This window comes from Niveispirillum lacus (assembly GCF_002251795.1).
Taxonomy (GTDB): domain Bacteria; phylum Pseudomonadota; class Alphaproteobacteria; order Azospirillales; family Azospirillaceae; genus Niveispirillum; species Niveispirillum lacus.
Genome location: NZ_NOXU01000012.1, coordinates 15,380 through 40,418 on the forward strand (window position 1 = coordinate 15,380; position 25,039 = coordinate 40,418).

At 64.5% G+C, this 25,039-nt stretch carries 21 protein-coding genes; 8 read left to right on the plus strand and 13 right to left on the minus strand.

The annotated features are described in order from the left end of the window. Window position 1: 1 nt before the first annotated feature. The 5 genes from proB to tsaE form a co-directional block, all read right to left on the minus strand. Window positions 2-1,150: a glutamate 5-kinase gene (gene proB, locus CHU95_RS00870; RefSeq protein WP_094452832.1), complete on the minus strand. Its 1,149-nt coding sequence runs from the start codon at window positions 1,148-1,150 to the stop codon at window positions 2-4. A 116-nt stretch (window positions 1,151-1,266) separates the two neighbouring features. Next, complete coding sequence (addB, locus tag CHU95_RS00875) at window positions 1,267-4,296, minus strand: double-strand break repair protein AddB (RefSeq protein WP_245837784.1); 3,030 nt, start codon at window positions 4,294-4,296, stop codon at window positions 1,267-1,269. Next, window positions 4,296-5,036: a nucleotidyltransferase family protein gene (locus tag CHU95_RS00880; RefSeq protein WP_094452786.1), complete on the minus strand. Its 741-nt coding sequence runs from the start codon at window positions 5,034-5,036 to the stop codon at window positions 4,296-4,298. The genes addB and CHU95_RS00880 overlap by 1 nt, the downstream gene beginning before the upstream one ends. Window positions 5,037-5,053: 17 nt before the next feature. Then, window positions 5,054-6,058 (minus strand): aminoglycoside phosphotransferase family protein, encoded by a 1,005-nt coding sequence (locus CHU95_RS00885; protein ID WP_165771925.1) that lies wholly within the window; start codon window positions 6,056-6,058, stop codon window positions 5,054-5,056. Window positions 6,059-6,063: 5 nt separating this feature from the next. Then, window positions 6,064-6,516, minus strand: a complete 453-nt coding sequence (tsaE, locus tag CHU95_RS00890) for a tRNA (adenosine(37)-N6)-threonylcarbamoyltransferase complex ATPase subunit type 1 TsaE (protein WP_094452790.1) — start codon at window positions 6,514-6,516, stop codon at window positions 6,064-6,066. Window positions 6,517-6,679: 163 nt separating this feature from the next. On the opposite strand from tsaE, the gene CHU95_RS00895 reads away from it, so the two are divergent. After that, window positions 6,680-7,699: an NAD(P)/FAD-dependent oxidoreductase gene (locus CHU95_RS00895; RefSeq protein ID WP_094452836.1), complete on the plus strand. Its 1,020-nt coding sequence runs from the start codon at window positions 6,680-6,682 to the stop codon at window positions 7,697-7,699. A gap of 88 nt (window positions 7,700-7,787) precedes the next feature. On the opposite strand, the gene CHU95_RS00900 is transcribed toward CHU95_RS00895, so the two are convergent. Then, window positions 7,788-9,026, minus strand: a complete 1,239-nt coding sequence (locus CHU95_RS00900) for a UbiH/UbiF/VisC/COQ6 family ubiquinone biosynthesis hydroxylase (RefSeq protein ID WP_094452792.1) — start codon at window positions 9,024-9,026, stop codon at window positions 7,788-7,790. A 300-nt stretch (window positions 9,027-9,326) separates the two neighbouring features. On the opposite strand from CHU95_RS00900, the gene CHU95_RS00905 reads away from it, so the two are divergent. From CHU95_RS00905 to CHU95_RS22250, 4 genes are all read left to right on the plus strand, one after another. Continuing rightward, window positions 9,327-9,665 (plus strand): P-II family nitrogen regulator, encoded by a 339-nt coding sequence (locus CHU95_RS00905; RefSeq protein WP_094452794.1) that lies wholly within the window; start codon window positions 9,327-9,329, stop codon window positions 9,663-9,665. Between the two features lie 260 nt (window positions 9,666-9,925). After that, complete coding sequence (locus CHU95_RS00910; RefSeq protein WP_342744686.1) at window positions 9,926-11,206, plus strand: aminotransferase class I/II-fold pyridoxal phosphate-dependent enzyme; 1,281 nt, start codon at window positions 9,926-9,928, stop codon at window positions 11,204-11,206. A gap of 163 nt (window positions 11,207-11,369) precedes the next feature. Next, entirely contained in the window at window positions 11,370-13,898 is a 2,529-nt protein-coding gene (locus CHU95_RS00915) for a DNA translocase FtsK (RefSeq protein WP_245837786.1), read from the plus strand. 128 nt (window positions 13,899-14,026) lie between these two features. Beyond that, window positions 14,027-15,133, plus strand: coding sequence for a calcium-binding protein (locus CHU95_RS22250; protein ID WP_094452798.1), 1,107 nt, complete (start codon window positions 14,027-14,029; stop codon window positions 15,131-15,133). 10 nt (window positions 15,134-15,143) lie between these two features. Here the strand turns inward: CHU95_RS22250 and CHU95_RS00925 are convergent, their stop codons facing one another. Genes CHU95_RS00925 through CHU95_RS00935 form a run of 3 tightly spaced genes read right to left on the minus strand, consistent with a single transcriptional unit; the run spans window position 15,144 to window position 17,113 of the window. Further along, entirely contained in the window at window positions 15,144-15,455 is a 312-nt protein-coding gene (locus CHU95_RS00925) for a putative quinol monooxygenase (RefSeq protein WP_094452800.1), read from the minus strand. Between the two features lie 24 nt (window positions 15,456-15,479). Continuing rightward, complete coding sequence (locus CHU95_RS00930; protein WP_133065364.1) at window positions 15,480-15,971, minus strand: hypothetical protein; 492 nt, start codon at window positions 15,969-15,971, stop codon at window positions 15,480-15,482. Next, window positions 15,968-17,113, minus strand: a complete 1,146-nt coding sequence (locus CHU95_RS00935; RefSeq protein ID WP_165771926.1) for a DUF2157 domain-containing protein — start codon at window positions 17,111-17,113, stop codon at window positions 15,968-15,970. The genes CHU95_RS00930 and CHU95_RS00935 overlap by 4 nt, the downstream gene beginning before the upstream one ends. Window positions 17,114-17,331: 218 nt before the next feature. Between CHU95_RS00935 and CHU95_RS00940 the strand changes: the two genes are divergently transcribed. Then, complete coding sequence (locus tag CHU95_RS00940) at window positions 17,332-17,856, plus strand: HPP family protein (protein ID WP_165771927.1); 525 nt, start codon at window positions 17,332-17,334, stop codon at window positions 17,854-17,856. Here the strand turns inward: CHU95_RS00940 and CHU95_RS00945 are convergent. After that, entirely contained in the window at window positions 17,849-18,421 is a 573-nt protein-coding gene (locus CHU95_RS00945; protein ID WP_094452806.1) for a TetR/AcrR family transcriptional regulator, read from the minus strand. The two genes, CHU95_RS00940 and CHU95_RS00945, sit on opposite strands and share 8 nt — an antisense overlap. Window positions 18,422-18,501: 80 nt before the next feature. Here CHU95_RS00945 and CHU95_RS00950 point away from each other — a divergent pair, with 80 nt between their 5' ends. Next, window positions 18,502-20,127 (plus strand): FAD-dependent oxidoreductase, encoded by a 1,626-nt coding sequence (locus CHU95_RS00950; RefSeq protein ID WP_207762330.1) that lies wholly within the window; start codon window positions 18,502-18,504, stop codon window positions 20,125-20,127. 13 nt (window positions 20,128-20,140) lie between these two features. After that, window positions 20,141-22,093: an oxidoreductase gene (locus CHU95_RS00955; protein WP_094452810.1), complete on the plus strand. Its 1,953-nt coding sequence runs from the start codon at window positions 20,141-20,143 to the stop codon at window positions 22,091-22,093. Window positions 22,094-22,138: 45 nt separating this feature from the next. On the opposite strand, the gene CHU95_RS00960 is transcribed toward CHU95_RS00955, so the two are convergent. The 3 genes from CHU95_RS00960 to CHU95_RS00970 are packed head-to-tail and all read right to left on the minus strand — an operon-like array spanning window position 22,139 to window position 24,942. Continuing rightward, on the minus strand, window positions 22,139-23,191 hold the full coding sequence (locus tag CHU95_RS00960; protein ID WP_094452812.1) for a serine hydrolase domain-containing protein: 1,053 nt from the start codon (window positions 23,189-23,191) through the stop codon (window positions 22,139-22,141). 58 nt (window positions 23,192-23,249) lie between these two features. Further along, entirely contained in the window at window positions 23,250-24,662 is a 1,413-nt protein-coding gene (locus CHU95_RS00965) for a DegQ family serine endoprotease (protein ID WP_094452814.1), read from the minus strand. 19 nt (window positions 24,663-24,681) lie between these two features. Continuing rightward, window positions 24,682-24,942 carry a hypothetical protein gene (locus CHU95_RS00970; protein WP_094452816.1) on the minus strand — a complete coding sequence of 87 codons (261 nt, stop codon included), beginning with the start codon at window positions 24,940-24,942 and terminating at the stop codon, window positions 24,682-24,684. Between the last annotated feature and the right edge of the window lie 97 nt (window positions 24,943-25,039).

Here is a 25,039-nt window from a genome sequence, read left to right on the forward strand (position 1 = left end):
GTCAGCCCAGGACCAGATCGTCGCGATGCACCATTTCGTCGCGGCCGCGATAGCCCAACACATCCTCAATGTCGGCACTGCGCCGCCCGGCAATGGCACGGGCGTCCACCGAACCATAGGCCGACAAGCCACGCCCAACCGTGCGTCCATCCGGCCCCTGGATCAAGACCAGATCGCCGCGCTCAAACTCCCCGTCCACACTGCGCACGCCGGCAGGCAGCAGCGACCCGCCCTTCAGCAAGGCCTTTACAGCCCCATCATCCAGGACCAGGGTGCCCAGCGGCTTCAGACTGCCGGCGATCCAGCGCTTGCGGGCCGTACGCGGTTCCGCCCCTGGCACAAACCAGGTGGCCAACGCCCCGCCTTGTTCCACCGGCTTCAACAGGGCCGACAGCGGGTTGGGCCGCTTGCCCATGGCGATGGCCATCCGGCAGCCGGCGGCCAGCGCGATGCGCCCGGCCACGATCTTGGTGACCATGCCGCCGCTGCTGTATCCCGGCGGCGGTTCCCCGGCCATGCCGACAATTTCCGGCGTGATTTCTTGAACGATAGGAATGTGTTTCGCTGCGGGGTCCTTGCGCGGGTCGGCAGTGTACAGCCCGTCAATGTCCGACAGCAGGATCAGCGTATCGGCGCTGATCATCTGGGCTACACGGGCGGCCAGCCGGTCATTGTCGCCAAAACGGATTTCGGCGGTGGCGACCGTATCATTCTCGTTGATGACCGGAACCGCACCCAGCTTCAACAGGGTTTCAATGGTGGCGCGGCCATTCAGGTGACGGCGGCGATCCTCGGTATCGTCCAGGGTCAGCAGGACCTGGGCAACGGTGATACCATGGCGGGCCAGCGTTTCCTGGTAGGCATGGGCCAAACGGATCTGTCCCGTGGCCGCAGCAGCCTGCTTTTCTTCCAGACGCAGTGGACGGCCCACTAAACCCAGATGTTCCCGGCCGCAGGCCACCGCACCGGACGTGACGATCACCACCTCCACCCCGCGCGCGCGCAAGGTGGCGACATCGTCAGCCACCGTGTCCAGCCAGTTGGTGCGGATCTTATGGGTGCCCGCGTCGACCATCAGCGCTGAGCCGATCTTGATAATCAGCCGCCGCGCCGACCCCAGATCCTGTGCACGCACCCCTGTCTCAGCCATGACACCCATCCTGCGAACGATCCGCTTCGCTTATGCTTTTCGGCAAGCATCGGGGTCAATGCACGAAGGAATATTGCCGCCATGCGTGTTCTGTACAGGCTTTCTGAGGAATGGGCTTAGCCCTCGGCTTCGCCACCGCCGGCCGACCATTCCTTGATCCGGGCCAGGTGGGCATAGTCGGTATATTTTGGCGCCCAGGCGGGGCGTGGTTGGCTGTGATAGGCCGTGTCAGGGTCGTCGAACTGACGGATCAAGTATTCCAGCCCTTCCTGCGCCTCGGCGGCCAAAGACGCCGGATCTTCTTTCAGGGCCTGGATGCTACCGGCCGGGTCGCCACCCGATAGGCGCCAATATTCCAGACTGTCCACTGCCGCCGCCTTCACATGCTCGAACCCACCCCGGCTTGCGATCAGGGCCTCCAACGGTAATTGTGGCGCCTTACCCAACCGCACATCCTTGTCGCTCGGCGGAGTGCCTGTTTTATAGTCAATCAGCACCAGACCCCCCGTGGGTGTACGGTCGATGCGGTCGGCCTTGGCCGACAGAATGAAATCGCCGCCAGGGCCAGACAGGGTGATGCGGCCTGCCACCTCGGTGGCCAGCGGCTTGATGGTGCGCCGCCGCTCCGTCTCCTGCGCCACAAACCATGCCGCAACCTTCTCAAAGCGCGGCCACCAGAAGGCGGCGACGCCGGGCTGATCCATCAGATCCCCAAAAGCCCCACGCCCGATGGCGATCAGTTCGCCCAACGGATCGGCGGGCAAAGTATCGGGATAACGCTGCACAAACAGGTCCAGCGCCTTGTGGATGATCTCGCCGCGTTCCGCCGCACCGGGATCGGCATCAATCGGGTCCAGGGCAGATAGTTTCAGCACCTCTCCCGCATAGATGGCATAGGGATCACGCATCCAGGTTTCGATCTTGGTCACCGACAATCGACGGGGACGGGCTGAAACCGGTGGCTTCGGGGCCGGCGCCGGACAGGGCCGGACCAGGGCGGGACGGTCCAGCGCCTGCCACAGGCCGCGCCAATAATCGCCATCCGCCTCGATCCGTCCGCGCAGGCCAGCCTTGTCCAGCACCGTATCCAGCCGCAGCAGCCAGCGCGATGGCACCGTGGGGGTGCCCTCCACCCGTTCTGACCGGGTCAGGTAGAGTGTCCTCGCCCCGCAAGCGGTGGCGAAATCATGGGCCGCCTGCCCGACCATCCGTTCCGGGGCTGGCAAGCCGAAATCCCGCCGCATAGGGCGCGACATCCAAGGATCGGGCGGTGGGGCGGGAGGCCAGGTCCCCTCGTTCAATCCCGCCAGCACCATGACGTCGAACTGCTGTAGCCGGGCCTCCATGAGACCCAGCACATGCAGGCGCGGGTGCAGGCCAAATGCGGACCGCACGGCCTTGCCGGCGATCAGCACTTCCATCAAACCCGCATAATCCTTGCCGCCCAGCGGCGGATAGCCCTGGGCCGCGTCGCGCAGTTCATCAATGAAGGCAGCGGCCGCCTCCCCATCCTTGTCGCGCCACAGCCGGTCTGATCCCGCCTCTCCCTCCAGGGCCGCCAGGGCCTCTGCCGCCGCCACATGCAGGCGCAACCAGTCCGACAGGGATCGTTCCGCCCCATCCGCAACGGCATTGGCAAGGGTGCCCATCGCCGCCTCCAACCGGTCCACCAGGGTCAGAAGATCGTCGCGGATGGCGGGGTTGCTGATGCGGCGGCGTTTGTCGGCGGCATCCGATGCCATGAAACGAATGGCCTGTCGTAACCCTTCCAGTCCGGCGGGCGGGCGGGGCCCGCGCAGGATGGCGGTTTCCAACAGGCGGGCTTGTCGGCGCAACTGCCCCGCCGGCCAACCGGCCCCAGCCATCGGGTGTTTCAGCAGCGACAGAAGCGGGATGGGCGCGCCCTGCACTGCCGTATCCATGATCAGGCGCAGGTAGGACCCGACCGGTGTCTGGGCCAGGGGGCGGCCGGCACTGTCATCCACCCGGATGTCCCAGCGGCGCAGTTCGGTGGCGACCCGCCGGGCCAGATTGCGGTCCGGCGTGACCAGGGCCGCCGTCTGCCCTGGTGTTTCCAGTGCCTGCCGCAGGATCAGGGCAATGATGCCCGCTTCTTCCTGCGGTGTCGTGGCATCGATGCGCGACAGGCCGGACAGGGCCGATGGGTCCAGGTCACCCAGGTCGCGCCACGCCTCTGTGGTAACGGCCGGTCGCAGCGCCTCGGCCATCAGGGCCGTGCGCGCCGGTGGGCAGGAGGGAACAACGCCGGCGGCCAGGGGCCAATCTGCCACTTGGTCGCGTGTCACCCCGATCCGGTCGATCAATTGTTTCAGGCCGAATTGCGGGTGGGCGTCGTCCAGCGCCGCCCAGGTCGCCTCGTCACAGGCCCGATCAAGGCCGGGCAGCACCACCGAACCGGTGGGTAACCGTGCGATCGTGCCCAGCAGTTCCGCCGTAGCGGGAATGGACCCGGTGGAGCCAGCGGCAATGATGGGGTGCGGCGGTGGTGCCGCCCGCAGCGCCGCCGCATAGGCCAGCAGACGGTTATTGCGTTCCTGCGCCGGGTCTACCGCGCCTTCGATGGCCAGGATTGAGGGCCATTGATCAACGATGATCGACAGAAAGGACAGCGTCACCTGCCAATGTTCGGCATAATCATCCGGGACCAGGGCGTGCAGCCGGTCGAATCCCACCATTTCCGTCTGCGTCTGATCCAACAGCTTGGCCAGTTCCCGCGCCAGCCGCGCCGCCTGGGCCTTTGTCTTGGCGAACCGGTCACCGGCCGCCGCGATGGCGCGCGCCAAAAGCAATTGCCGACGCAAGGGGGATATAGCGGGCGGCAGGTCCAAGCCGCCGGCCTTGCCCGTCACCCCATCCATCATCAGCGATATCTCATCCCCGTCCACATCGCCCAAAGGGGCCATGCGGGGCAGCAGGATCGGGCGGCCGTCCGACAGACGCAAAAATGCTTCCCGCAGGGAGCGTACAGCCCGCGCGGTGGGTAGCAGCACCGTGAACCGGTTGAGCGCCAGCGGATCCCCGCCCGCCTGCGCCCACAGGCCCGCCGCCAGGGCGTCCACAAAGGGCAGGTTGGGGGCCAGCGTGAAAACACTGGCCGGAGGGGACACGCCAGCCGGGTCCATCATCAGGGCACAACCTCGCGGCTGGCCGGGGCGGCCAGATGCGTATCGACCAGCGGGATCGCCGCCGGTGTGCCGACATGGTACCAGTTGCCTTCATGCCGCACGCCGAACAGCCGGCCCGCCGCCTCGGCCCGCTGCCAGAGCAGCAGGTTGGAAAAGGCACCTTCGGGCGTATCGGTGAACTGGGCTGCCGTCATGATCGACACGCCGGCCATGACGAAGGGGGCGACCTCCAGATCGGGACGATGGGTCAGACGACCATCCGGGTCCATCTGATAATCCCCCCGCCCGTCATAGCCGATGGCAAACGGGGTGGGCGTGACCAGCAGCAGACTATCCATCACGGCCGGGTTCCAGCTATCGGCGAGCCGCTTCAATGCCGGGACCGGCCCGTCCAGCCAGACAATGTCCGCATTGACCACAAAAAACGGATCATCGCCCAGCAGCGGCAACGCGTGCTTCACGCCGCCGCCCGTCTCCAAGGGCACATCCTCACGTGACAGGGTCAGTTTCAGATGGCGGCGCGGATTGGCATCCAGGTGCGCAGCGATCTTTTCGGCCAGCCAATGGGCATTCACCACTGCTTCTTCCACGCCGACAGCTTCCAGCCGATCCAGCGCATGGTCCAGCATGGTCCGGCCACCGACGGTCACCAATGGCTTGGGCATCTCCAATGTCACCGGGCGCATCCGCAGGCCAAGGCCCGCCGCCAGCACCATCGCCCGCTTGGGCATGAAGGACATCACACTACTCCTGTTAATTACTGACCCAGAATATGCGGCACGGCGCCGTCGGGGGGCAAATGTTGATCCGTGAAACTTTGTATTGGGGACAACAACGGGTGGGCGATAGCCCGCCGGAACTGGCCCCAGACGCGGGACAGGAACGCCAACTGCCGGGCTTTGCCCCCGCCCGCCGCCAGTTGCGCCACACGTCCCAGGATGCGGGCATGCCGCATCGCGCCCATCACCGCGTAACTGGCCAGGAAGGCCCCCTGGGACAGGCCGGGCATGGCCGACAAGTACCGGTCGATCATCGCCGACTGGATCTCATCCGGCACGTCGCGTCGCGCATCCTGAAGCAGCGACAGCAGGTCGTAACTGATCGGCCCAATGCCCCCATCCTGAACATCCAGCAAACCGCATGCCCGCACACCCGCCCGGTCACGCAGCGCCATCAGGTTGCCCGGATGATAGTCGCGCAGCAACAGGCTGTCCGGCACGATACCCAGCACCTGGGTCAGAACCATCGTCCAGGCATCATCCAGCGCCCGCCGTCCTGCGGGGCTCAGGGGGGTCGCCGCCGCATCCAGATAGGCATCGCCGAACAATGCCACCTGTTGGGTGAACAGGGTCAGGTCATAACGTTGGATATCCGGGGCAGTGCCGGGATCAAAGCGTTTGTGCAGATGCGACAGGACATCGGTCGCCCTGCAATAGAGCGGCCAGGGATCATCTCCCCGATCCAGCAGCAAGGCAAAACTGTCATCGCCAAAATCTTCCAACAGCAACAAGCCCTGGCCTTGATCTTCCGCGAAGATCAGCGGCGCCGAGAGGTCCATGGCGCGCAGCAGGCCGCACAGGCGAACAAAGGGCGGTACCTGCCCGGCCCCGTCACCCGCTGCATCCATCAAGATGGCCTTTGCTCCATCGGGCCGGGTCAGCCGCTCGTAGCGTCGTGTGGACCAGTCAGCCCCCATCGGCGCGCGCGCTGCATCGGCCCAGCCGGCTCTGGCCAGGAAGCAGATAATCACATTCTCGCGCATCACCCTCATATCCCCGCCACGCGTTTTTCCCAGGCGCCATGGCCGGTGATGACCACCCGGCGTGCCGTCGGCCCGTCAAGGGTCAGTTGCACATCCAGCCGGTCGCGCGGCAACAGCGGACCCAGCCGTTCCGGCCATTCGACCAGGGCGCAGGCCTCGCGTGCCTCCTCCCACCCCAGTTCCACCACCTCTCCCGGATCGGTCAGACGGTACAGGTCGAAATGCCAGAGGGGGGGGGTCAGATGTTCATAGGTCTGGACCAGGGTAAAGGTTGGGCTTGGCACCTCTTCCGCCTCGTCACCCGCCAGATACCGGATCAGAAAACGCGCCAGCGCCGTCTTGCCGGCACCGAGGTCCCCGCGCAGGGTCACCACATCGCCGCCCCGAAGATGCGGCGCCAGCCGGGCCGCCAGCGCTTTGGTGGCGGATTCATCAGCAAGGGATAGGGTCAGGGTCATTCAGCTTGGCTTTCCACGGTCATATGGACAGACTCCGATAAAAGCCCCTCACACCGCAAGGGGCGACGCAATCCCGCATCCCCGCTTCCACACTTGCCATCGCGCCTGAAACGCGGCACCAAACCCGCTTGAATTGATGTCCGCCCGTTGGGGAGCGCTGTCCATGTCCACCGAAACCCTCCATTCCACTGATGTCGTCATCATCGGCGCCGGGCCTGTGGGCCTGTTCGCCGTGTTTGAGTGCGGCATGCTGAAACTGCGCACCCATGTGGTGGATGCGCTGGACATGGTGGGTGGGCAGTGCGCGGCGCTGTATCCGGAAAAGCCGATCTATGACATTCCGGCGCACCCGGCCATCGACGGCGCCGACCTGATCGACCGGCTGGCCGAACAGGCGGCTCCCTTCAACCCCACCTATCACCTGGGCCAGCAGGTCACCACCCTGACCCGCATCGACGGCGGCTGGCGCGTGGGTACCGACAAGGGCACCCAGATCGACGCCAAGGCCGTGATCATCGCTGCCGGTGTCGGCGCCTTTGGTCCCAATAAGCCGCCGCTGGCTGGGCTTGAGCGCTATGAGGGGACGGGTGTTTTCTATCTGGTGAAACGGCGCCAGGATTTCGCCGGCAAGCGGATCGTCATTGCCGGGGGCGGCGACAGTGCTGTTGACTGGGCCAATTCCCTGTCAGAAGTTGCCGCCCATGTCATGGTGGTCCATCGTCGCCCGAAATTCCGCGCAGCACCCGAAAGCGTGTCCCGTCTGGAGGCGCTGGTGAAGGAAGGCAAGGTCGAAATGGTGGTGCCCTATCAGCTTTCCGGCCTGGAAGGGGCCGATGGCACGCTGACGGGCGTGCGCGTCGCCGACCTGGATGATCAGGAAAAGGTGCTGGAAGCCGATGTACTGCTGCCCTTCTTCGGCTTGGCCATGAATCTCGGGCCCATCGCTGATTGGGGCCTGGACATGGAAAAAGGCCATATCCTGGCTGACCAGCGGACCCTGGCCACTTCCGCCCCCGGCATCTACGCCATCGGCGATATCGCCCATTATCCGGGCAAACTGAAGCTGATCCTGTGCGGGTTCAGTGAGGCGGCCATGGCAGCCCATGCCGTACATGCGCTGATCCATCCCGATCAGCCCATGCATTTTGAATATTCAACCACAAAGGGTGTGCCGGGCGCCTGAAGCATGCCGCCGGTGTGGCAAGGGCGGCGGACGCGGGGCTGGTCACTGCGCGAACCAGCCTGCCCTGCAGGCTGGTTGCGGCCGGGCTTTACAAAGCTTCGCCACGCACCAGACGCGGCAACTCGCCAACAATGCCCATGGCATGCTGCATGAAGAACTGCTTGGCGGGTTTCAGGGGCGCCACGTTGTTGAGCGCCGCCATCCCAAGTCGCCGGGCGTGGCCCAGTGGCTTGATATCGTTGCTGAACAGCCGGACCAGCACATCGGTGGTGGCCAGCAGGGTGACAGTGTCCGTGCGCCGCCAGCGCTGATAACGCTCCAGCACATCAGCCGCGCCGGGGTCAAGACCGACACGAAGGGCATCCACCACCACTTCGGCCAGTGCGGCCAGATCGCGGATACCGACATTCAGCCCCTGACCGGCGATCGGGTGCATGCCATGGGCGCTTTCACTGACCAGGGCGAGGCGCGTATCGACATAGCGTTCGGCATGGGAAAGGCCGAGCGGCCAGGACCAACGCCCGGCTACCGGCGTGATCCGGCCCAGCCAGTCACCCACCCGCAATTGCAACTCCTGCTGGAACCGCTCCTCCGGCAGGCCCATGTAGAAATCGACCATGCTGGACGGTTCGGTCCAGACGATGCTGGTATGATGGCCACCGGCCAGCGGCAGCATGGCAAACGGACCAGCGGGTAAGAACTGCTCCACCGCCACACCGCCATGGGGCCCTTCATGCCGGACAGTGCAGACAATGGCATGCTGCTTGTAGGACCAGCCGATCTGCTTGATGCCCGCATGCTCCCGGCAGAAACTCTTCTTGCCGTCGGCCCCCACCACCAGCCGCCCGGCGACTGTGCGCCCATCGGACAGGGTGACACGAACACCGGCGGCATCGCGCACCATGCCGGTCACCATCGTCGCCGTCAGATGCGTGACCGACGGCAATTGTGCCAGCCGGCGGTGCAGCGCATGGCGCAGCACGCGGTTTTCGATGATCCAGCCAAAGGGACGATCACCCACTTCCCGATGGTCATAATGCAGGAATAACGGCGAGGACTGGTCAGTGACACGAATATCGAGCATCGGCCCGACATTGCCGTCCAGATGCTCCCAGATACCAGCCCCCATCAGCACCGTCCCGGCCCCATAAGCGATGGCGGTGGTACGGCCGTCAAAATCGGGCAGCAGCGTGACGTCGGCCGGCTCCCGATCAATGACCAGGGTGGTGACCCCGGCGGTCCCCAATGCGCAGGCCAGGGTCAGGCCGGACAGGCCCCCGCCCACAATGATGACATCGGCCTGGTGATCGGCATTCTGCACGGACATGATGCGTTTTTCCGGGATTTGGCTGTTCTTTTGGGCGCTGGTCAGCTTGTCGTAAGCCCTGTCGCCTGTCCAGACGGCGTGGCGTCGCAGTCTTTGCTCAATTTTTAATCAACATCTGCTCATGTGCGCGCCGGTTCTCAACCATGGACCCGCGGCACCCACAGCTTTTCGCGCCAAACCCCATGGAAATGGCGCACGGCACGGTTCTTGTAAGTTAGGATGTCGATGCATCGGTTCCAACCCGGGCCGGTGCCGGCATCCGCAGTCGTTTCTGTTCCATGCAGAGGAAGGGAGAGCGCAATGAAGCTCGTCGTGGCCATCATCAAGCCGTTCAAGCTGGACGAGGTGCGCGAGGCCCTGACGGGACTTGGCATCCAGGGCCTGACCGTCTCGGAGGTGAAGGGGTTCGGTCGTCAAAAGGGCCAGACCGAGATTTATCGTGGCGCTGAATATTCTGTCAGCTTCCTGCCCAAGGTGAAGGTGGAAGTGGCCGTCACCGACGAACTGGTGGATGGTGTCGTTGATGCCATCCAGAAGGCCGCCAATACCGGCCGCATCGGTGATGGCAAGATCTTCGTGTTGGATGTGGTGCAGACCGTCCGTATCCGCACGGGCGAACAGAATGGGGATGCGCTGTAAGCACCCCACATTTCACAGCTTTCATCGACCGGAAAACCTGTTCGCGGAACCTTCTGCGAACAGGTTGTCCTGATTCGTTCACGAAAATATTTGTGATTCGGATCAAGCGTTTACGAGAGTTTTCAACGTTTTTCTCAAGACTTATCCACAAGCCCTTGTAACAGGTGGATTCTTAGGCTCGGACGCCCCCGAATGGGCGGCTTGTGCGGGCCACGGGTGGCGGCTACACTTCGCGAAAGGCCGCCGCCCTGTCGTGCGGCATGACCATGATTTTGCCAGCCGCAAGGGCCATGATGTTCAACGCCGCCCCCGCCGATCAGGCGCCCTGCCACAGTGATCGGCTGACCAGCCTGTCCGAATACCCGTTTCCCCGGCTGCACGCGCTGCTGGCCGATGTCACGCCACGGGCCAATGTGGTGCCTGGCATCCTGACCATCGGGGAACCGCAGAATAACCCGCCCACCTTGTTGACGCAGACGCTGGCTGCCGCTGCGCCATCCGCCTGGGCCAAGTATCCGCCCACAGCCGGTACCGCGGAATTTCGCGCGGCGGTCGGTGGCTGGCTGTCGCGTCGCTTCTCCCTGCCCGCTGATTTCATTGATGCGGACCGCACAATCCTGCCGGTCTGCGGCACGCGGGAGGCTTTGTATCAACTGGCGCAGTTGGTGGTACCGGAAACCAAAGCCGGGCAAAAGCCCGTGGTCCTGATCCCCAACCCGTTCTACGCGGTCTATCAGGGGGCCGCCGTGATGGCCGGGGCGGAGCCTGTCTTCCTGGATGGCACCAAAGAGACGGGATACCTACCTGATCTGGATGCCGTACCCGAGGAGATCTGGGCGCGCACGGCCCTGTTCTATCTCTGCACCCCCGCCAATCCACAGGGTGCGGTGGCCAGCCTGGACTATCTGAAACGCGCCCTGACCCTGGCACGGCGGCACGGATTCACCGTGGCTTTCGATGAGTGCTATGGCGAACTGTGGCACAATGGCGTGCCGGCAGGCGGGCTGGACGCGGCCCGCGAACTGGGAGGGGATCGCCCATTATCGAACCTGCTCAGTTTCCATTCGCTGTCGAAACGATCTAGCGCAGCCGGTCTTCGTTCCGGGTTCGTTGTTGGTGATCCCGCCCTGATCGCCGGCTTCACCCGTCTGCGGGCCTATTCGCTGGCCGGCATGCCGCTGCCGGTATTGGCAGCGTCGGCGCTGCTGTGGGCCGATGATGCGCATGTGGCGATCAACCGCGCCTATTACCGCGCCAATGTCGACGCGGCAGAAGCGGTACTGGCAGGAAAGCTGGGCTATTACCGACCTGACGCCGGCTTTTTCCTGTGGCTGGATGTCTCCCAGGTTGCGGAGAATGGCGAAGAAGCCACCGTACGCCTATGGCGAGAGGGGGCGATCAAGGTGCTGCCCGGTGCCTATCTGACCCAACCACACATGGATGGCTTCAATCCGGGGGACCGCTATATCCGCGTCGCCTTGGTTCAGGATGCCGACAATGTTGCCCGGTCGATGGAACGGCTGGTCCGTATCCTGACCTGATCAATCCCTGTTCATTCCGCTACCGGACGAACCGCCAATGCCCAGCCGCTCCGCCCCCCAGACCCCGCCCCCCGCCGGCCGCCCCGCGCCCCGCGGACCGGCACCCGGTCCCGGCATCGGCGCGGGTCCGGGATCGCGCAGATCCGGTCTGCTGCCAGAAGGCATGCTGGTGTTTGCGCTGCGCCGGCTGGTGGAAGGGGCGGGTCTGCTGGTGATGCTGCTGGGTGTGGCCCTGCTGCTATCGTTCCTGTCCTATGACAGCCGAGACCCGTCCTGGAGCACGGCGGTACCGGGGGATACCATCCCCGTTTCCAACCTGCTGGGCCGCTCCGGCGCCTATACGGCCGATCTGCTGCTGCAATCGCTGGGGTATGCCGCCTACCTGCTGCCGCTGTTCCTGCTGGGTTGGGGACTGCGTGTGTTCCGGCATCGGCCGGTCCGCAACATCGCCCTGCGTGTACCCCTGGCCCTGGCGGCGGTGTTGGTCACAGCCATGGCCATGGTCTGCCTAGCCAATGGCAATGCCGCCTGGGGTGGTCCGGCGGGAGCGCTGCTGGTCAAGCCGTTGCTGAAACTGGTGGTGGCCCTGGCGGGCAGCGTTTCCGGGCTGATGATGGGACTGGTCCTGCTGGTGCCGGCCATCTTCTTGTGCCTGTGGGCGCTGGATGTCCGCCTGTGGGAGGTGGGTGAATTTATCCGGACCTTGCGCCGGCGTGCTGCAACGCTGCGGCGTGCGACGGCCAGGGCAGACGCGGATGAGGAGGCGGTGCCACCGCCAGCCCCGGTCCAGCCGACCCGTTGGGCACCCAAGCCGGAGACGGCGGGCGGTTCGCCCGACATGGCCACCCTGGCTACCAAAGCCGGGGCCTTGCTGGGCAGTCTGCGTGCCCGGATCAAGGGCACGGGCAGCGCCGCAGCCCCCACAGCCGTGCCCCCGCGCGTGGCACCCAGCCTGGGCGACCCCGGTCCGGGAGGCAGCACCGATGCTGCGGCAGAGCCACCGGCAACGGAGCGGATCAGCGCCCCCGCGGAGGAACGCCGCCGCCACGCCCCCCCCGTCGTCGGTCCAGCGCCAAAACCGCTGCCGGAGGTGGCCCGCAAGGTGGAGAAGGCGCGTCAGGCCAACCTGCTGTTGGAACCCGAAGCGCGCGGCGATTATGAATTGCCACCGCTGGATATCCTGCAATTGCCCCCACATGGTGCCGGCCCGCTGATGAGCGAGGAGGCGTTGCAGCGCAATGCCGAGATGCTGGAAAGCGTGCTGGAGGATTTCGGTGTGCGCGGGCAGATCGTGAAGGTGAGCCCTGGCCCTGTTGTCACCCTTTATGAACTGGAACCCGCGCCGGGTGTGAAATCAGCCCGTGTCATCGGTCTGGCCGATGACATTGCCCGGTCCATGTCGGCAGTGTCAGTGCGTGTGGCGGTCGTGCCGGGGCGCAATGTCATCGGCATCGAAATGCCGAACCAGCGGCGCGAAACAGTGTATTTGCGCGAACTGCTGATGTCGGACGCCTATGAGAAAAGCCAGCAGAAACTGGCCCTGGTCCTGGGCAAGGATATTGGTGGCGGCCCGGTGATCGCCGATCTGGCCCGCATGCCTCATCTTCTGGTCGCGGGCACCACCGGTTCGGGCAAGTCTGTGGCCATCAACACCATGATCCTGTCGCTGCTGTACCGGATGCCGCCGGACAAGTGCCGCTTCATCATGGTCGATCCCAAGATGCTGGAATTGTCCATCTATGAAGGCATTCCGCACCTGCTGGCACCGGTGGTGACCGATCCTAAGAAGGCTGTCGTGGCCCTGAAATGGGCGGTACGGGAGATGGAGGACCGGTATCGCAATATGTCCAAGCTGGGTGTGCGCAACATAGATGGCTACAATGCCCGCCTCAAGGAAGCGCGGCAGAATGCCGAAGTGCTGATGCGCCGTGTCCAGACCGGTTTTGACCCCGACACGGGCAAGCCGATCTATGAAGAACAGCCCATTGATCTGACGGAACTGCCCTATATCGTGGTGATCGTCGATGAAATGGCGGATCTGATGCTGGTCGCCGGCAAGGATATTGAAGCCGCCATCCAGCGCCTGGCCCAGATGGCACGTGCGGCCGGCATCCATCTGATCATGGCGACACAGCGCCCATCCGTGGACGTGATCACCGGCACTATCAAGGCCAATTTCCCAACCCGAATCAGCTTCCAGGTGACCAGCAAGATCGACAGCCGCACCATCCTGGGCGAAATGGGGGCTGAACAGTTGCTGGGCCAAGGTGACATGTTGTACATGGCCGGCGGCGGCCGCATCACCCGCGTCCATGGCCCCTTTGTCCGCGACGAAGAGGTGGAACAGGCGGTGAAGTTCCTGAAGGCCCAGGGCGAGCCTTCCTATGTCGATGCCGTCACCGAGGAGGATGAGGAGTTCGATCCCTCTGCTGCGGAAAGCAGCGGGGGTGGCGGCGGCGATGGCGGGCGCGAGGCGTCGGGCGACGACCTGTATGACCAGGCTGTGGCAGTGGTGACCCGCGAGGGCAAGGCCTCCACCAGCTTCATCCAGCGTCACCTGCGCATCGGTTATAATTCCGCCGCCCGCCTGATTGAACGGATGGAGAAAGAAGGCGTGATCAGCAAGGCCAACCATGCCGGAAAGCGTGAGGTGCTGGCCCGCAACGTGGATGACCGCGAAAGCTACAACTGAATAGTTCAGCCCCTTGTCTCAATGCAATGAACGGGCGCTGCTGTGAACCAGTTCACGGATCGCCCGACCCATCCCCCGGCATATTCATCGCCGCGTGAAGGCGCAAAGCGCCCCCACGGGCGGTGCCGATGCGGGCGACGGGGGATCTGTTGGATATCTTTGGCAGTGCGGGCAACGACATCCTGTCGCCAACCACCACATATCAGCGTGTCTTTGGCCTGGATGGCATCGACACGCTGCTGCTGGGCGCCGGTTTCGAAGGGGTCCTGTTGTCGGGCGGCAAGGGCGGCGACCGTTATGCCCTAACGTCGCCATTAACCAGCCTGAATTATGTCCTGGATGGCGGAAATAGCAGCGGTGACAGTTTCGATGATGGCGGCTTCCTGCGGAACGTGAACTACATCGCAGAATTGGACGGGCGTCATCTGATGATGATCGACACCCGCACGGGTGGCGGCGTGATCTTCATCGACTGGCAATCCACCGCCAACAGGATAGAAAGCTGGACGGTATCCTTTTTCTTAGACATTCCCTGGCCAGAAGCGTCATTCAAGTCATTGTTAGCCAAGAACTATATGAATAAGGGCGTTGTTTCCCTAGAGAGTTTCGGGGCTGACCTGGCACAGCAAGTCCGGCGCGATATCGCCCTCAGCACCCTGGCGGTAAATACGGCTGGCGATGAAAATGCAGTCCGGGATACCGCACAGCAGATGCTGGTGGGTGGAAAGACCGTGACGCCGCAATTGGCGGACGGGTCATTCGGCCTGGAATGGGTGCTTGTGACCGATAGCGGCAATGATCTCGTTGTTGGGACCAGCCGCAACGACTTCATCAACGCCAATGCCGGTAACGACGCGGTGGAGGGTGGGGCCGGCAACGACATCCTGGATGGCGGCACGGGGTCCAATTTTCTGACAGGCGGCACTGGGAGCGATATTTTTTTCATTGATGGACGCAGTGCCGACGGCGCCGCAGGCCGGACGGTATGGAGCACCATTACCGATTTCACGAAAGGATTGGAAAGTGTAACCATCTGGGGTTGGGTGGCGGGCAAAAGCCGTGTGATCGGCACGCCGGTGGACGGGGCCGATGGCTACAAGGGGGCCACCTGGCATATCGATCTGACCGGTGACAGCATCGTCGATGCCAGCGTCACCCTGTCGAATGTACAGGCCACCGGCATCCTGAGTTTCACGGGCGTGTCAGGGGGCGCCGGTTACCTGATGCTGGGTTGAGCGCCAGGCATCATTCCCAGGGTTCGGTGACCAGACCGACCCGCACCACGGCGTCGCCCTGTTCAGCACGCCAATGGCTCCAGCGCTGGAAATGCGCCGAAGCGTGGTGGGCATTCATCGCGTCGGCGTCCACAAATTCCTCCCAGACATGAAAGATGGCGGGGCCGCCCTCCACCTCTTCCGACCGGGACCGCGCTGCGCGGAACTGGATACAGCCCGGCTCTTCCCGGCTGTGGCGCAGGTTATGGCCGAAATACTCGATGAACCCGTCCAGATGGCTCAAAGCCACTTCAACCCGGATCAGACGTCCTTCACGCGCCATGGCTTTGCTCCTGTTTTCAGTCGGTCAACGGCCACTGTCCGGCGTCTGCCCGTCAACACGGATATCCTGAAGGGCGATGCCGCCCTTGCCGTCGAAACGGACGTCAATATCGACAATCCGTTTGCCACCGGCCAGCCAGTTCTCCAGCGCCTGCGCCATCTCCTGCGACTGGTAAAGGCGCAACTCCCGGCCAGGATCGGACAGGGGCAGGGGGCAGGTTTTCAAGATCGCTGCCGCGCAGGAAGGCAAGGGCGTAAAGCCGGGACGGCCAGGATCCTGCGGCCGGTCAAACAGACAGACACAATCGTCGGGACCAAACCGACCCGGTGGCAGATCATGGATATCCAGCCGGGCCAGCAGGTAATGACCGCGCAGCAGGTCGCGCGGATCAAAGCCCAGAAGCCGGATGCGCAGGCCGGGATCATCGGCACGTGGAATGGGCAGCCACAGTGCCCATCCCGCCAGGATCAGGGTGGGCAGCAGCAGCAGAGCGGCAGACAGCGCTGATTTTTTCATACCGGCCGCTCCATGCGCCATTCCATCATCCGCCACGCGGCATAGGCCAGACCCAGCAAAACCAGTCCCGCCAAGATCAGGCCGAGGCCTGTTGCCATCAACCCGCCTGCCGCATCCAGATAGGCGACAAACACCCTGACCGCGATTAACACCACGGCCAGCCGGTACCAGCCCGGCCGCCCTGCCACCAGGGCCAGCCGCGCCAGCCCGATCCAGTAAAGACAAAAGGCCACGCCGGCGATGATGGCCCCGGTGGTGCCGGTGAACAGAAGCGGCAGGGCGAACAGGGCCGGTGCCAGGGCGACAGCAACACCCAGCCCCAGGCGCGCACCCCGCCGGTCTGCCGGCACCAGAAGGTGCGCCGCTGCCAACGCGACAAGGCCAACACCAGCCCCGATCAGGACATCGTGGCGCGCCGCCTCGGTTACCGGCCGGGTCATCAGCGGCGCCACGATCATCAGCATGATGGAGGTGCCCAGGATGGCGGCACCCGCTGCCACCTGCCCCAGATGCCGCGCCCAGACGGGTGGCAGGCGGAGCCTATCGGCTCGCAAGGCCGACAGCACAGCCAGGAACAGCATGAAAAACGTGCTTAAAAGATGCTTATCCGACAGCCAGCGATGATGCTCATCCAAGGTAAACAGCATCCAGGCGAACAGCCCCCCGGTCCAGACCCAACGGTTGATGCCGCCACGCGACAGCCGCACAATAAAGGGGGTGGCCAGCAGCAACCACCCGCCCAGCAGCCCGGCAGCACTGCCCTGCAACTGGAAACTCTGCCCGATATGGGCGATCAAGGCCAGGGTGGACAGCGACAGCAGCAGCACCGCCCCTTCGCCTCTGACCGACGGTTCCGGCCCGGTTGATCGGGTCCACACCCAGGCGGCGGTTCCCAGAACAAGGTTCAGCGCCATATGCAGACCCAGCCGCAGGGCGATGGGGATGGCATCCCAATTGGCGGCGATGATGGCGATGACCCCTACCCCGATCGTGAAAGCCCCCAGCACGGCAAGCGCCAGGGCCAGTCGGGGCCGGCTGCGCCCCGCCTCATACGTGGCAATGCGTTCGGCTTGATCGGCATCAATAATGCCATCCCGCTGCCAGTCAGCCAGTTTGCCCTGCAACCCGAAAACCGGACCCATGCCACTTCCCATCACTGATTTGCCCCAGGGTGGCCAAAGCACGGTCCGGTGACAAGTCAACAATCCGGCAGGCACGGGAAATGACACGCATCGACCATCACATGCTGATGCCGGTGAGACAGGCCTGCACGACCGACAATCGCGGACAGGATCAATGCTGATTGCAAATTGTGCAATATCAGGTCAGAAAACAGGCAGATAATGCACAGGATTTACCCATGCCGCGTCATCTGCTTGTCCGACACGAAACCCGCCATCCGCATCTGGTGGCGCATCTGAAGGGAGGGCTGGGGGCGGCGGTCTGTATCGGGGCGGCGGGCTGGCTGGCGGGGCGGACACATTTGCCATTGCTGCTGGCGCCGTTCGGGGCCAGCGCGGTGCTGTTGTTCGCGCAGGCTGCCAGTCCCCTGGCCCAACCGGTCAACGTGGTCGGCGGTTATCTGCTGGCTGGTCTGGTCACGCTGCTAGCCCAGATGACCTTGCCCGCTGACTGGTGGGTGGTGGGGTTGACCGTGGGGGCGGCAATCACCGCCATGTCGCTGGCCCGCCTGACCCATCCGCCCGCCGGCGCCATGCCCGTTGTGGTGGCCGGATCATCGGCCATGCCGGCCCTGGAACTGCTGTCGATTGCGGTTGCCGGGGCGGCGGTGATGGTGGTCTATGCCGCCCTGCATCACCGGCTACCGCCGAAATTTGACTATCCCAAGCGCCCTGCCCCGGCACCGGCACGCGTGATCAATTGACGCCCAGCGCTGCCAGATCAGCATCCAGCAAGGATAGTTGGGTCGCGGCGGGCCAGCGGTCAGGATCAAAAAACGCCTGGCTGGCCATGCCATATATGGTGACCAGCAGGCGCCGTGCACCGGCCTTGGCCGCCTCTTCTTGCAATCCACGTTGCTGCAACAGGGTGGCGACCCGCGCCGTGATCTGCCGTGAACGGACCTGCTGTTCGGCGGAAAGGGTCTGGTCGGCAATGGCCATGGTCCAGAAGGCGAACCAGACCAGCCAGTCCCGCCGCTGTTCGGCATTCAGCGGTAACAGGGCCGCCAGATAGGGTCGCATGGCGCCGTCCCCCGCTGCCAGGGCCGTCTCCATCCGCTGATGGGCACGCAGCACCGTGGTACGGTAGGTATAGAACAGCAGGTCCACCTTGGACGCGAAATAATGGCTGACAATGGCCGTGCTGTAGCCGGCGGCCTGCGCCACTTCCCGCACCGTCACCGCCTCGATCCCCGCCTTGGCGACAAGGTCCGCCGTCACTTCCGCCACAGCGCGTCGGCGCGCCTCGTGATCCACCACGGCCGGCATTGCTTTTCCTATAACGTTTGTTATAAATAACACCCGTTATATAACGAGCGTCGGGCCATCATGCCGCGCGGGAGGAAAAGATGGAAGGGCCGGGAATGGAGATGGCGGATGTGATCGTCCTGGGCAGCGGCGCCGCCGGCTTGGTTGCCGCCCTGGCCGCGTCCGACGCGGGCGCGCAGGTGCTGCTGCTGGAAAAGGCGGGTGCAGTGGGCGGGACCACCGCCCTGTCGGGCGGGGTGTTCTGGCTGCCGGCCAACCGCTTCGCCGGTGATGGGGACAGCCGGGAGGAGGCACTGGCCTATCTCGATGCCCTGTCGCTGGGTCTGATTGATCCTTTGATAGCCGAAACCTATGTGGACACGGTGCCTGCGTTGATCGACTGGCTGTCGGGTCCGGTGGGCATGGATATCAGGCTGGTCGATGGTTTCCCCGATTATCACCCCGAACATCCAGGTGGCATGCCGGACGGCGGTCGGTCACTGGAACCCGGCCCGTTTCCCATGCCGTCGCTGGGCGACTGGGCAGACAAGGTTTTGCGCGGTCGGGCCAATCCTTGGACCATGATCGGCGAACGCCCCCGGGGTGATGGCAGCGGTGGGGTGGATGCAACCACGCTTCAGGCTCGCCGGGCCGCCGGCATCGAATGCTGCGGCCGCGCGCTGGTGGGCTGGTTGCTGAAAGCCTGTCTGGACCGGGGGATCGAACTGCGCCTGAACCAGACGGTCACCGACCTTGAGCGCAATGAACGCGGCCGCGTCACCGGTGTGTGGGCGAATGGCACCATGATTGCTGCCCGATCCGGGGTGGTTATCGCCACCGGTGGGTTTGAATGGGACCGGGATCTGGCCCGCGATTTCCTGCGCGGCCCTATCGGCCATCTGCCCACGGCACGCACCTGCACTGGCGACGGGCTGCGCATGGCCATGCGGGCCGGGGCTGCCCTGACCAACATGGCAGAGGCATGGTGGGTGCCCACCATCGCCTGGGGTGGGGAGGCGGCAGCCGGCAACGATCCGAGCCGCCATTTCCTGCTGCTGCGGGAACGGACCCTGCCCGGCTCAATCATGGTCAATGCCAAGGGCCGTCGCTTCGCCAATGAGGCGACGAATTACAATGCCTTTGGGGCCGTGCTGCACGCTTTCGATCCTGTCGGTTTCACCTATGCCAACCAGCCTTGCTGGCTGATTTTCTGCCAGACCTACCTGGACCGGTACGGCTTTTTCGGTGTGACACCAGGGGCCGTAGCGCCGGACTGGATCGCGCGCGGTGATAGCGTCGCGGACCTGGCCCAGCATCTGGGTCTGCCTGAGGATACGCTGACCGACACGGTCGCCCGCTGGAACCGCATGATGGCCGTCGGTGAGGATGCCGATTTTGGACGGGGGACCAGTGCCTATGACGGCTGGAACGGCGATGTCGACCGCCCCGCCGGGCCTGCCCGCACCCTGGGACCGCTGGATCGCGGCCCCTTCTATGCCGTACCGGTGCATGCCAGCACGCTGGGCACCAAGGGCGGTCCAAAGACGGACCGGGACGGGGCAGTGCTGGACCTGTCGGGCCAGCCCATTGCCGGCCTTTACGCAGCCGGCAATGCCATGGGCGGGGTCACCGGCAAAGTGTATGGCGGTGCTGGCGGCACGCTGGGCCCGGCGATGATCTTTGGCTGGCGCGCAGGCCGTGCGGCGGCCCGGTCCAATCAATGCTAACGGGGAAGGCACCATGACCAACAGCTATCCGCACCTGTTCCGTCCCCTGACCATCGGCGCCATGACCGTGCGGAACCGGGTGATGCTGCCCCCCCACGCCAGCGCTGTCGGCAATCTCTGGGGCACCGCGGCGGAGGCCGACCGCAACATCGCCTATTGGGCATCGCGGGCACGGGCCGGTGCCGGCTGGATCGACGGCATCACGGGCTTTGTTGAGAACCGGATGCCGCCGGGATTTGAACCGACAGGCGTCGGTGCCATGAAACAGGGCGTGTTCCGCCTGCCACATTATCTGGAACGGGCCGGGGCCTATGCGGCAGCGGTCAAGGCAGAAGGGGCGACGGCGACCACACAATTGGTGATCCAGGGCGGCATGCCGCACGCGCCCAGCGCGCGCCTGTCCGGCCCCCTGATCAACCAGATCCCCCACGCTTTGGACCGGGATGAAATCCGCTGGTTTGTGGAGGAATACCGGTTTTCCGCTGCCCAGGCCCAGAAGGCTGGACTGGATGGGGTCGAAATCCATGCCAACCATGACGATCTCATGGAATGGTTCCTGTCGCCGCTGACCAACCGGCGCGACGATGCGTATGGCGGTTCCTTTGCCAACCGTCTGCGTTTCATCACGGAAATCCTGACCGCGATCCGGGATGCGACCGGACCGGGCTTCACCGTCGGCATCCGCATGAACATGGCCGAAGGTGAGCCAGGCGGTTATGACCTGCTGGGCGGTGCCGCCATTGCCGGCCGCCTGGCCGATGCCAAGCTGGTGGATTATGTGCATTTGGTCATGGGCAGCCCCTGGGGCGACCCGTCCTATATTCAGCCGCACCATTACCCTGCCGGCGGTTGGGCCGAGCAGGCAGCGCTTTACCGCCGCTCGCTGTCCATCCCCATCGTCTACACAGGCCGCATCACCGGGCCTGACGTGGCCGAACAGGCGCTGGCGGACGGGCATGCCGATGTGCTGGGCATGGCACGGGCGCATTTCGCCGACGGTCAGTTGCTGGCCAAGGCACGCGAAGGCCGGACCGCCGATATCCGCCCCTGTATCGGCTGCAACGAATGTATCAGCCGGCGCTATGTGGAAAACCTGCCCTTTGCCTGCGCCGTGAACCCCGATGCGGGGCGGGAGGTGGAAGGGCCACTCCCCCGCGTGGCGGCGAAAAAACGGCTCCTGGTGGTGGGGGGCGGACCGGCCGGTCTGGAATTGGCTGTCCGTGCCGCTGAGCGCGGGCACAAGGTTACCTTGTGGGAAGCCGGTGACCGGCTGGGCGGACAGGTGCGGCTGGCCGCCTTACTGCCGACACAGGAGGGTTTCCTGGCCTGGATCGACCATATTGCGCACCGGTTGGGGCAGTTGGACGTGAATGTCCATCGCGGGCGTCGGGCCACGGCGGACCATGTGCTGGCCGAAGGCATGGATATCGTGGCGGTGGCCACCGGTGCGGTGGCCCGCCGCCCCGAAATCACGGGTCTGGACCTGCCCTTCGTGCATGACATGCGCGACGTGCTGACCGACCGCGCAGCCCTGGGGCGGCGGGTGCATATCATTGTGCAGGATGACCATTCCGCCCCCCTGGCGTTGGCTGACATGCTGGCCCAGCGCGGGCATCTGGTCACCATGCTGTACCAGACGCCGGGACCGGCCCCGCTGGTCGGGCGCTATACCCTGGGGGCGTTTTTGGCCCGGCTGTCACGCGGGGGCGTGACGTTCCGCCATCAGGTACAGGCCGTGGCCATCGAACCGGACCGCATCCGCCTGCGCAACGTCTTCTCCTTCAAGGAAGAGTTGGCCGACGGCGTGGACAGCGTGGTGCTGGCGTGCGGATCGGTGGCGGATGCCGGGCTTTATGCCGATCTGAAAGGGCGACAGCCCAATCTGCATCTGCTGGGCGACGCCTTTGCCCCCCGGCGTATCGTTTTCGCGACCCAGCAGGCTTACGCTCTGGCAGCGCAACTCTGACGCCGGGCAGCGGTTGGAGCCTGTTTGCCGTGAATGCCAAGCGGGTCAGGGCGTATGGGCATCTGCCGCGTCGGTCAGCGCCTGGACGATGGCACGCCAGTCATCCAGCAGTTTCGGCAGGCGCGATTTGACCATCAACAGAATGGTCAAATCGCGCCCGCGGTCGATGCGCGGCAACGTGCCGAAAGCCCCGGCGCTGGAGACCACAGGACAGGTCGCGTCGGACAGGACCGTTTCACACCAAAGCCCGATGCCATAGCCCTGCATCAATGCTGCTGCTTTGGGCTGACCTTTGCGAACAGCAGTGCCGATACGGTCGCGTTCCATGTCCATGACAAGGTCAGCCGGCAGCAGGCGCAGCCCCTGCCGGGTGACACCCTTGGCCGCGACCAGCAGCAGCAGACGTTCATAATCGTCCGGGGTGGCGAAAAGACCCCCACCCACTCCCCATTTTTCGCCCCAGCGGCAGGCCGGGGACAGGCCCAGCGGATCGGCGATAAGCTGGCGGAAAAGGCTATTCCAATCAGCCCCTCCCACCTGTTCCGCCAGGGCCGCCGCCACCTCCATCGACACGCCGGCATAGGCAAAGACCTGCCCCGGTTGCCCGATCAGGTGCATCTTGGGCAGACCGCGTGCGGCGGCGGCCGGGGTCGGATAGCGCCAATCCTGCCTGAGCGGCCCGATGGAAGGCAGGGCAGAGGTATGGCTCATCAACTGCGCCAGGGTGATGTCAGCGGCAGGACCGCCGGTAACCATGCCCGCCTGCTCCAGGGTCAGGTCCAGCCGCAGCTTTCCCTGCGCGACCAGGGCCATGATCACCAGCCCCGCCACCCATTTACTGGCCGACGCCACAGGCATCACCGTGTTAGGCCCGATATCCCCGAAATAGCCGCGATAAAGCACCCGCTCCCTGTGATGGGCGATAGCAGCAACCCCGTCCAGGCGGTGACGACGGATGGCATCCTGGATCAGGCCTGTCACCACCGGCAGGTCGGGCGATGTGGGATCGACCCCTGCGCCCTTCGCCGACCATAGGGGCGGCAGAGACAGCAATGGCGCTGTCACACAAACGGCAAGAAAGTTTCGGCGGCTGGTCATGGCGGTCTTTCCGGGGCGGGATGGTCGCTCCGATATACGGCGCTGACCGCCATCCGGATCAGCCACCGACCGTGGTGGTCAATGTCTGGTCCCCTCGTCTGACTGCAATGGTCCAGCGGCGAATCTGACTGGACAGGGCGGCATCCAGATCACCCACCCGGCGGATGTCGGCATTGTTGACCGACAGGATCACGTCACCAGGGCGCAGCCCCAGTGAAGCCGCAGGCGATCCACGCCCGACCTCCAGCACAACCACACCAGTGTCGGCGCCGTCAAACCGCAGTTCCTCCACCAGGGCGGGGTTCAGATTGGCCACCTTCGCGCCCGACAAGGGCGTGCGACCGGCCAGCGTGGTCTCTTGGCGCGGCGGGTCCTCCGGCGGACCGATCAGACGCAGCGGTAGGGTCTGTTCCCGGCCATTGCGCAGGATCGTGACATTGGTCGTACCGCCCACACCCAGCGTGGCCACGCGGTAACGCATGCTGTCGGGATCGTCGACAAGCTTGCCATTGACGGCAGTGACCACGTCACCGACCTTCAACCCCGCCTGATCCGCCGGTCCGCCCTTGCGCACCTGATTGATCAGCACACCGGCCGGGCGCGCCAGCCCCAGCGAAGACGCGATATCGCTGGTCACCGCCTGCCCGCCAGCGCCAATCCAGGGACGGATCAACTTGCCGCCATTGCGCACCGCGTCCACCACTGTCCGCACCATGTTGGCGGGTATGGCAAAACCGATACCGATGGACCCGCCCGACCGGCTGTAGATGGCAGTATTGATACCGACCAGCCGTCCATCCATGCCGATCAGCGCGCCCCCGGAATTGCCAGGATTGATTGCAGCGTCGGTCTGAATGAAGAAATTATAGTCAGAGATGCCGACGGCGGTGCGGGCCACTGCCGATACAATGCCGCTGGTCACCGTCTGGCCGACCCCGAACGGGTTGCCGATGGCCAGGACCAGATCACCCACCTCCAAATTGTCGCTGTCATGCATCTGCAGGAAGGGCAGCTTTTCTTTACCCGGATCGATGCGCAGGACAGCCAGATCGACCTGTTCATCAGTGGTGACCAGCTTGGCGGCAAACTCGCGCCGGTCGGCCAGGACGACGGTGATCTCATCACTGTCTTTGATGACATGGGCATTGGTGACGATCAGCCCGTCAGATGCCAGGATCACACCGGAGCCCAAGCTGCTTTCCACCCGCTCGCGCGGGATGCCAGACAGGGCATCGCCAAAAAACCGCTGAAACAGCGGGTCCTGCAACAGGGGGGATATCCGCTGCTGCACCCGTCGCTTGGTGTAGATATTCACCACGGCCGGGCCAGCCTGTTTCACCAGCGGCGCAAACGACATGGTGATATCAGCGCGGGTGGCCGGCACGGTCTGGGCCATGGCAACCGGCACCGGGCACAACACGGCTGTGGCCAGCGTCAGGGCCAGTAGACGGGGGGCGATGGTCTTGGTCATCGTCACACCTGAGCAGAAATCAGCAACGGGCCTGACAGCTTTGTAACTCGGCCTTGCAGGTTGCCCCCATACCATAGTCGGTGCGACCGACCTGAGAGGTATTGCCGGGGCTGGCTGCATGTTGATCCATGCAGATATTGTTATCACGGCTGCATTGCGCCATGCAGGCACGGCGCGGGTCCATGCCTTCACGCGATTCGCGCTGGGCCGGTGCAGCCATACAACCGGCAAGACTGACCAGGGCCAACAGGGATGCGGCGACGCGAAGGGTGTTTTTCATGATCGGACTTCCGAAAGGGAACCTAACCTGCATCCTAGGCCGATCGGCGAAGGGCGCAACAAGGTTGGTTGTCAGGGACGAAGATGGCGGCCGTGAG

What these genes read in the sequence shown, in the direction of transcription:
- proB (WP_094452832.1), bottom strand. Translation starts at nt 1,150, where the DNA reads ATGGCTGAGACAGGGGTGCGTGCACAGGATCTGGGGTCGGCGCGGCGG.
- addB (WP_245837784.1), bottom strand. Translation starts at nt 4,296, where the DNA reads ATGATGGACCCGGCTGGCGTGTCCCCTCCGGCCAGTGTTTTCACGCTG.
- CHU95_RS00880 (WP_094452786.1), bottom strand. Translation starts at nt 5,036, where the DNA reads ATGTCCTTCATGCCCAAGCGGGCGATGGTGCTGGCGGCGGGCCTTGGC.
- CHU95_RS00885 (WP_165771925.1), bottom strand. Translation starts at nt 6,058, where the DNA reads ATGCGCGAGAATGTGATTATCTGCTTCCTGGCCAGAGCCGGCTGGGCC.
- tsaE (WP_094452790.1), bottom strand. Translation starts at nt 6,516, where the DNA reads ATGACCCTGACCCTATCCCTTGCTGATGAATCCGCCACCAAAGCGCTG.
- CHU95_RS00895 (WP_094452836.1), top strand. Translation starts at nt 6,680, where the DNA reads ATGTCCACCGAAACCCTCCATTCCACTGATGTCGTCATCATCGGCGCC.
- CHU95_RS00900 (WP_094452792.1), bottom strand. Translation starts at nt 9,026, where the DNA reads ATGTCCGTGCAGAATGCCGATCACCAGGCCGATGTCATCATTGTGGGC.
- CHU95_RS00905 (WP_094452794.1), top strand. Translation starts at nt 9,327, where the DNA reads ATGAAGCTCGTCGTGGCCATCATCAAGCCGTTCAAGCTGGACGAGGTG.
- CHU95_RS00910 (WP_342744686.1), top strand. Translation starts at nt 9,926, where the DNA reads ATGACCATGATTTTGCCAGCCGCAAGGGCCATGATGTTCAACGCCGCC.
- CHU95_RS00915 (WP_245837786.1), top strand. Translation starts at nt 11,370, where the DNA reads ATGCTGGTGTTTGCGCTGCGCCGGCTGGTGGAAGGGGCGGGTCTGCTG.
- CHU95_RS22250 (WP_094452798.1), top strand. Translation starts at nt 14,027, where the DNA reads ATGCGGGCGACGGGGGATCTGTTGGATATCTTTGGCAGTGCGGGCAAC.
- CHU95_RS00925 (WP_094452800.1), bottom strand. Translation starts at nt 15,455, where the DNA reads ATGGCGCGTGAAGGACGTCTGATCCGGGTTGAAGTGGCTTTGAGCCAT.
- CHU95_RS00930 (WP_133065364.1), bottom strand. Translation starts at nt 15,971, where the DNA reads ATGAAAAAATCAGCGCTGTCTGCCGCTCTGCTGCTGCTGCCCACCCTG.
- CHU95_RS00935 (WP_165771926.1), bottom strand. Translation starts at nt 17,113, where the DNA reads ATGGGTCCGGTTTTCGGGTTGCAGGGCAAACTGGCTGACTGGCAGCGG.
- CHU95_RS00940 (WP_165771927.1), top strand. Translation starts at nt 17,332, where the DNA reads ATGCCGCGTCATCTGCTTGTCCGACACGAAACCCGCCATCCGCATCTG.
- CHU95_RS00945 (WP_094452806.1), bottom strand. Translation starts at nt 18,421, where the DNA reads ATGCCGGCCGTGGTGGATCACGAGGCGCGCCGACGCGCTGTGGCGGAA.
- CHU95_RS00950 (WP_207762330.1), top strand. Translation starts at nt 18,502, where the DNA reads ATGGAAGGGCCGGGAATGGAGATGGCGGATGTGATCGTCCTGGGCAGC.
- CHU95_RS00955 (WP_094452810.1), top strand. Translation starts at nt 20,141, where the DNA reads ATGACCAACAGCTATCCGCACCTGTTCCGTCCCCTGACCATCGGCGCC.
- CHU95_RS00960 (WP_094452812.1), bottom strand. Translation starts at nt 23,191, where the DNA reads ATGACCAGCCGCCGAAACTTTCTTGCCGTTTGTGTGACAGCGCCATTG.
- CHU95_RS00965 (WP_094452814.1), bottom strand. Translation starts at nt 24,662, where the DNA reads ATGACCAAGACCATCGCCCCCCGTCTACTGGCCCTGACGCTGGCCACA.
- CHU95_RS00970 (WP_094452816.1), bottom strand. Translation starts at nt 24,942, where the DNA reads ATGAAAAACACCCTTCGCGTCGCCGCATCCCTGTTGGCCCTGGTCAGT.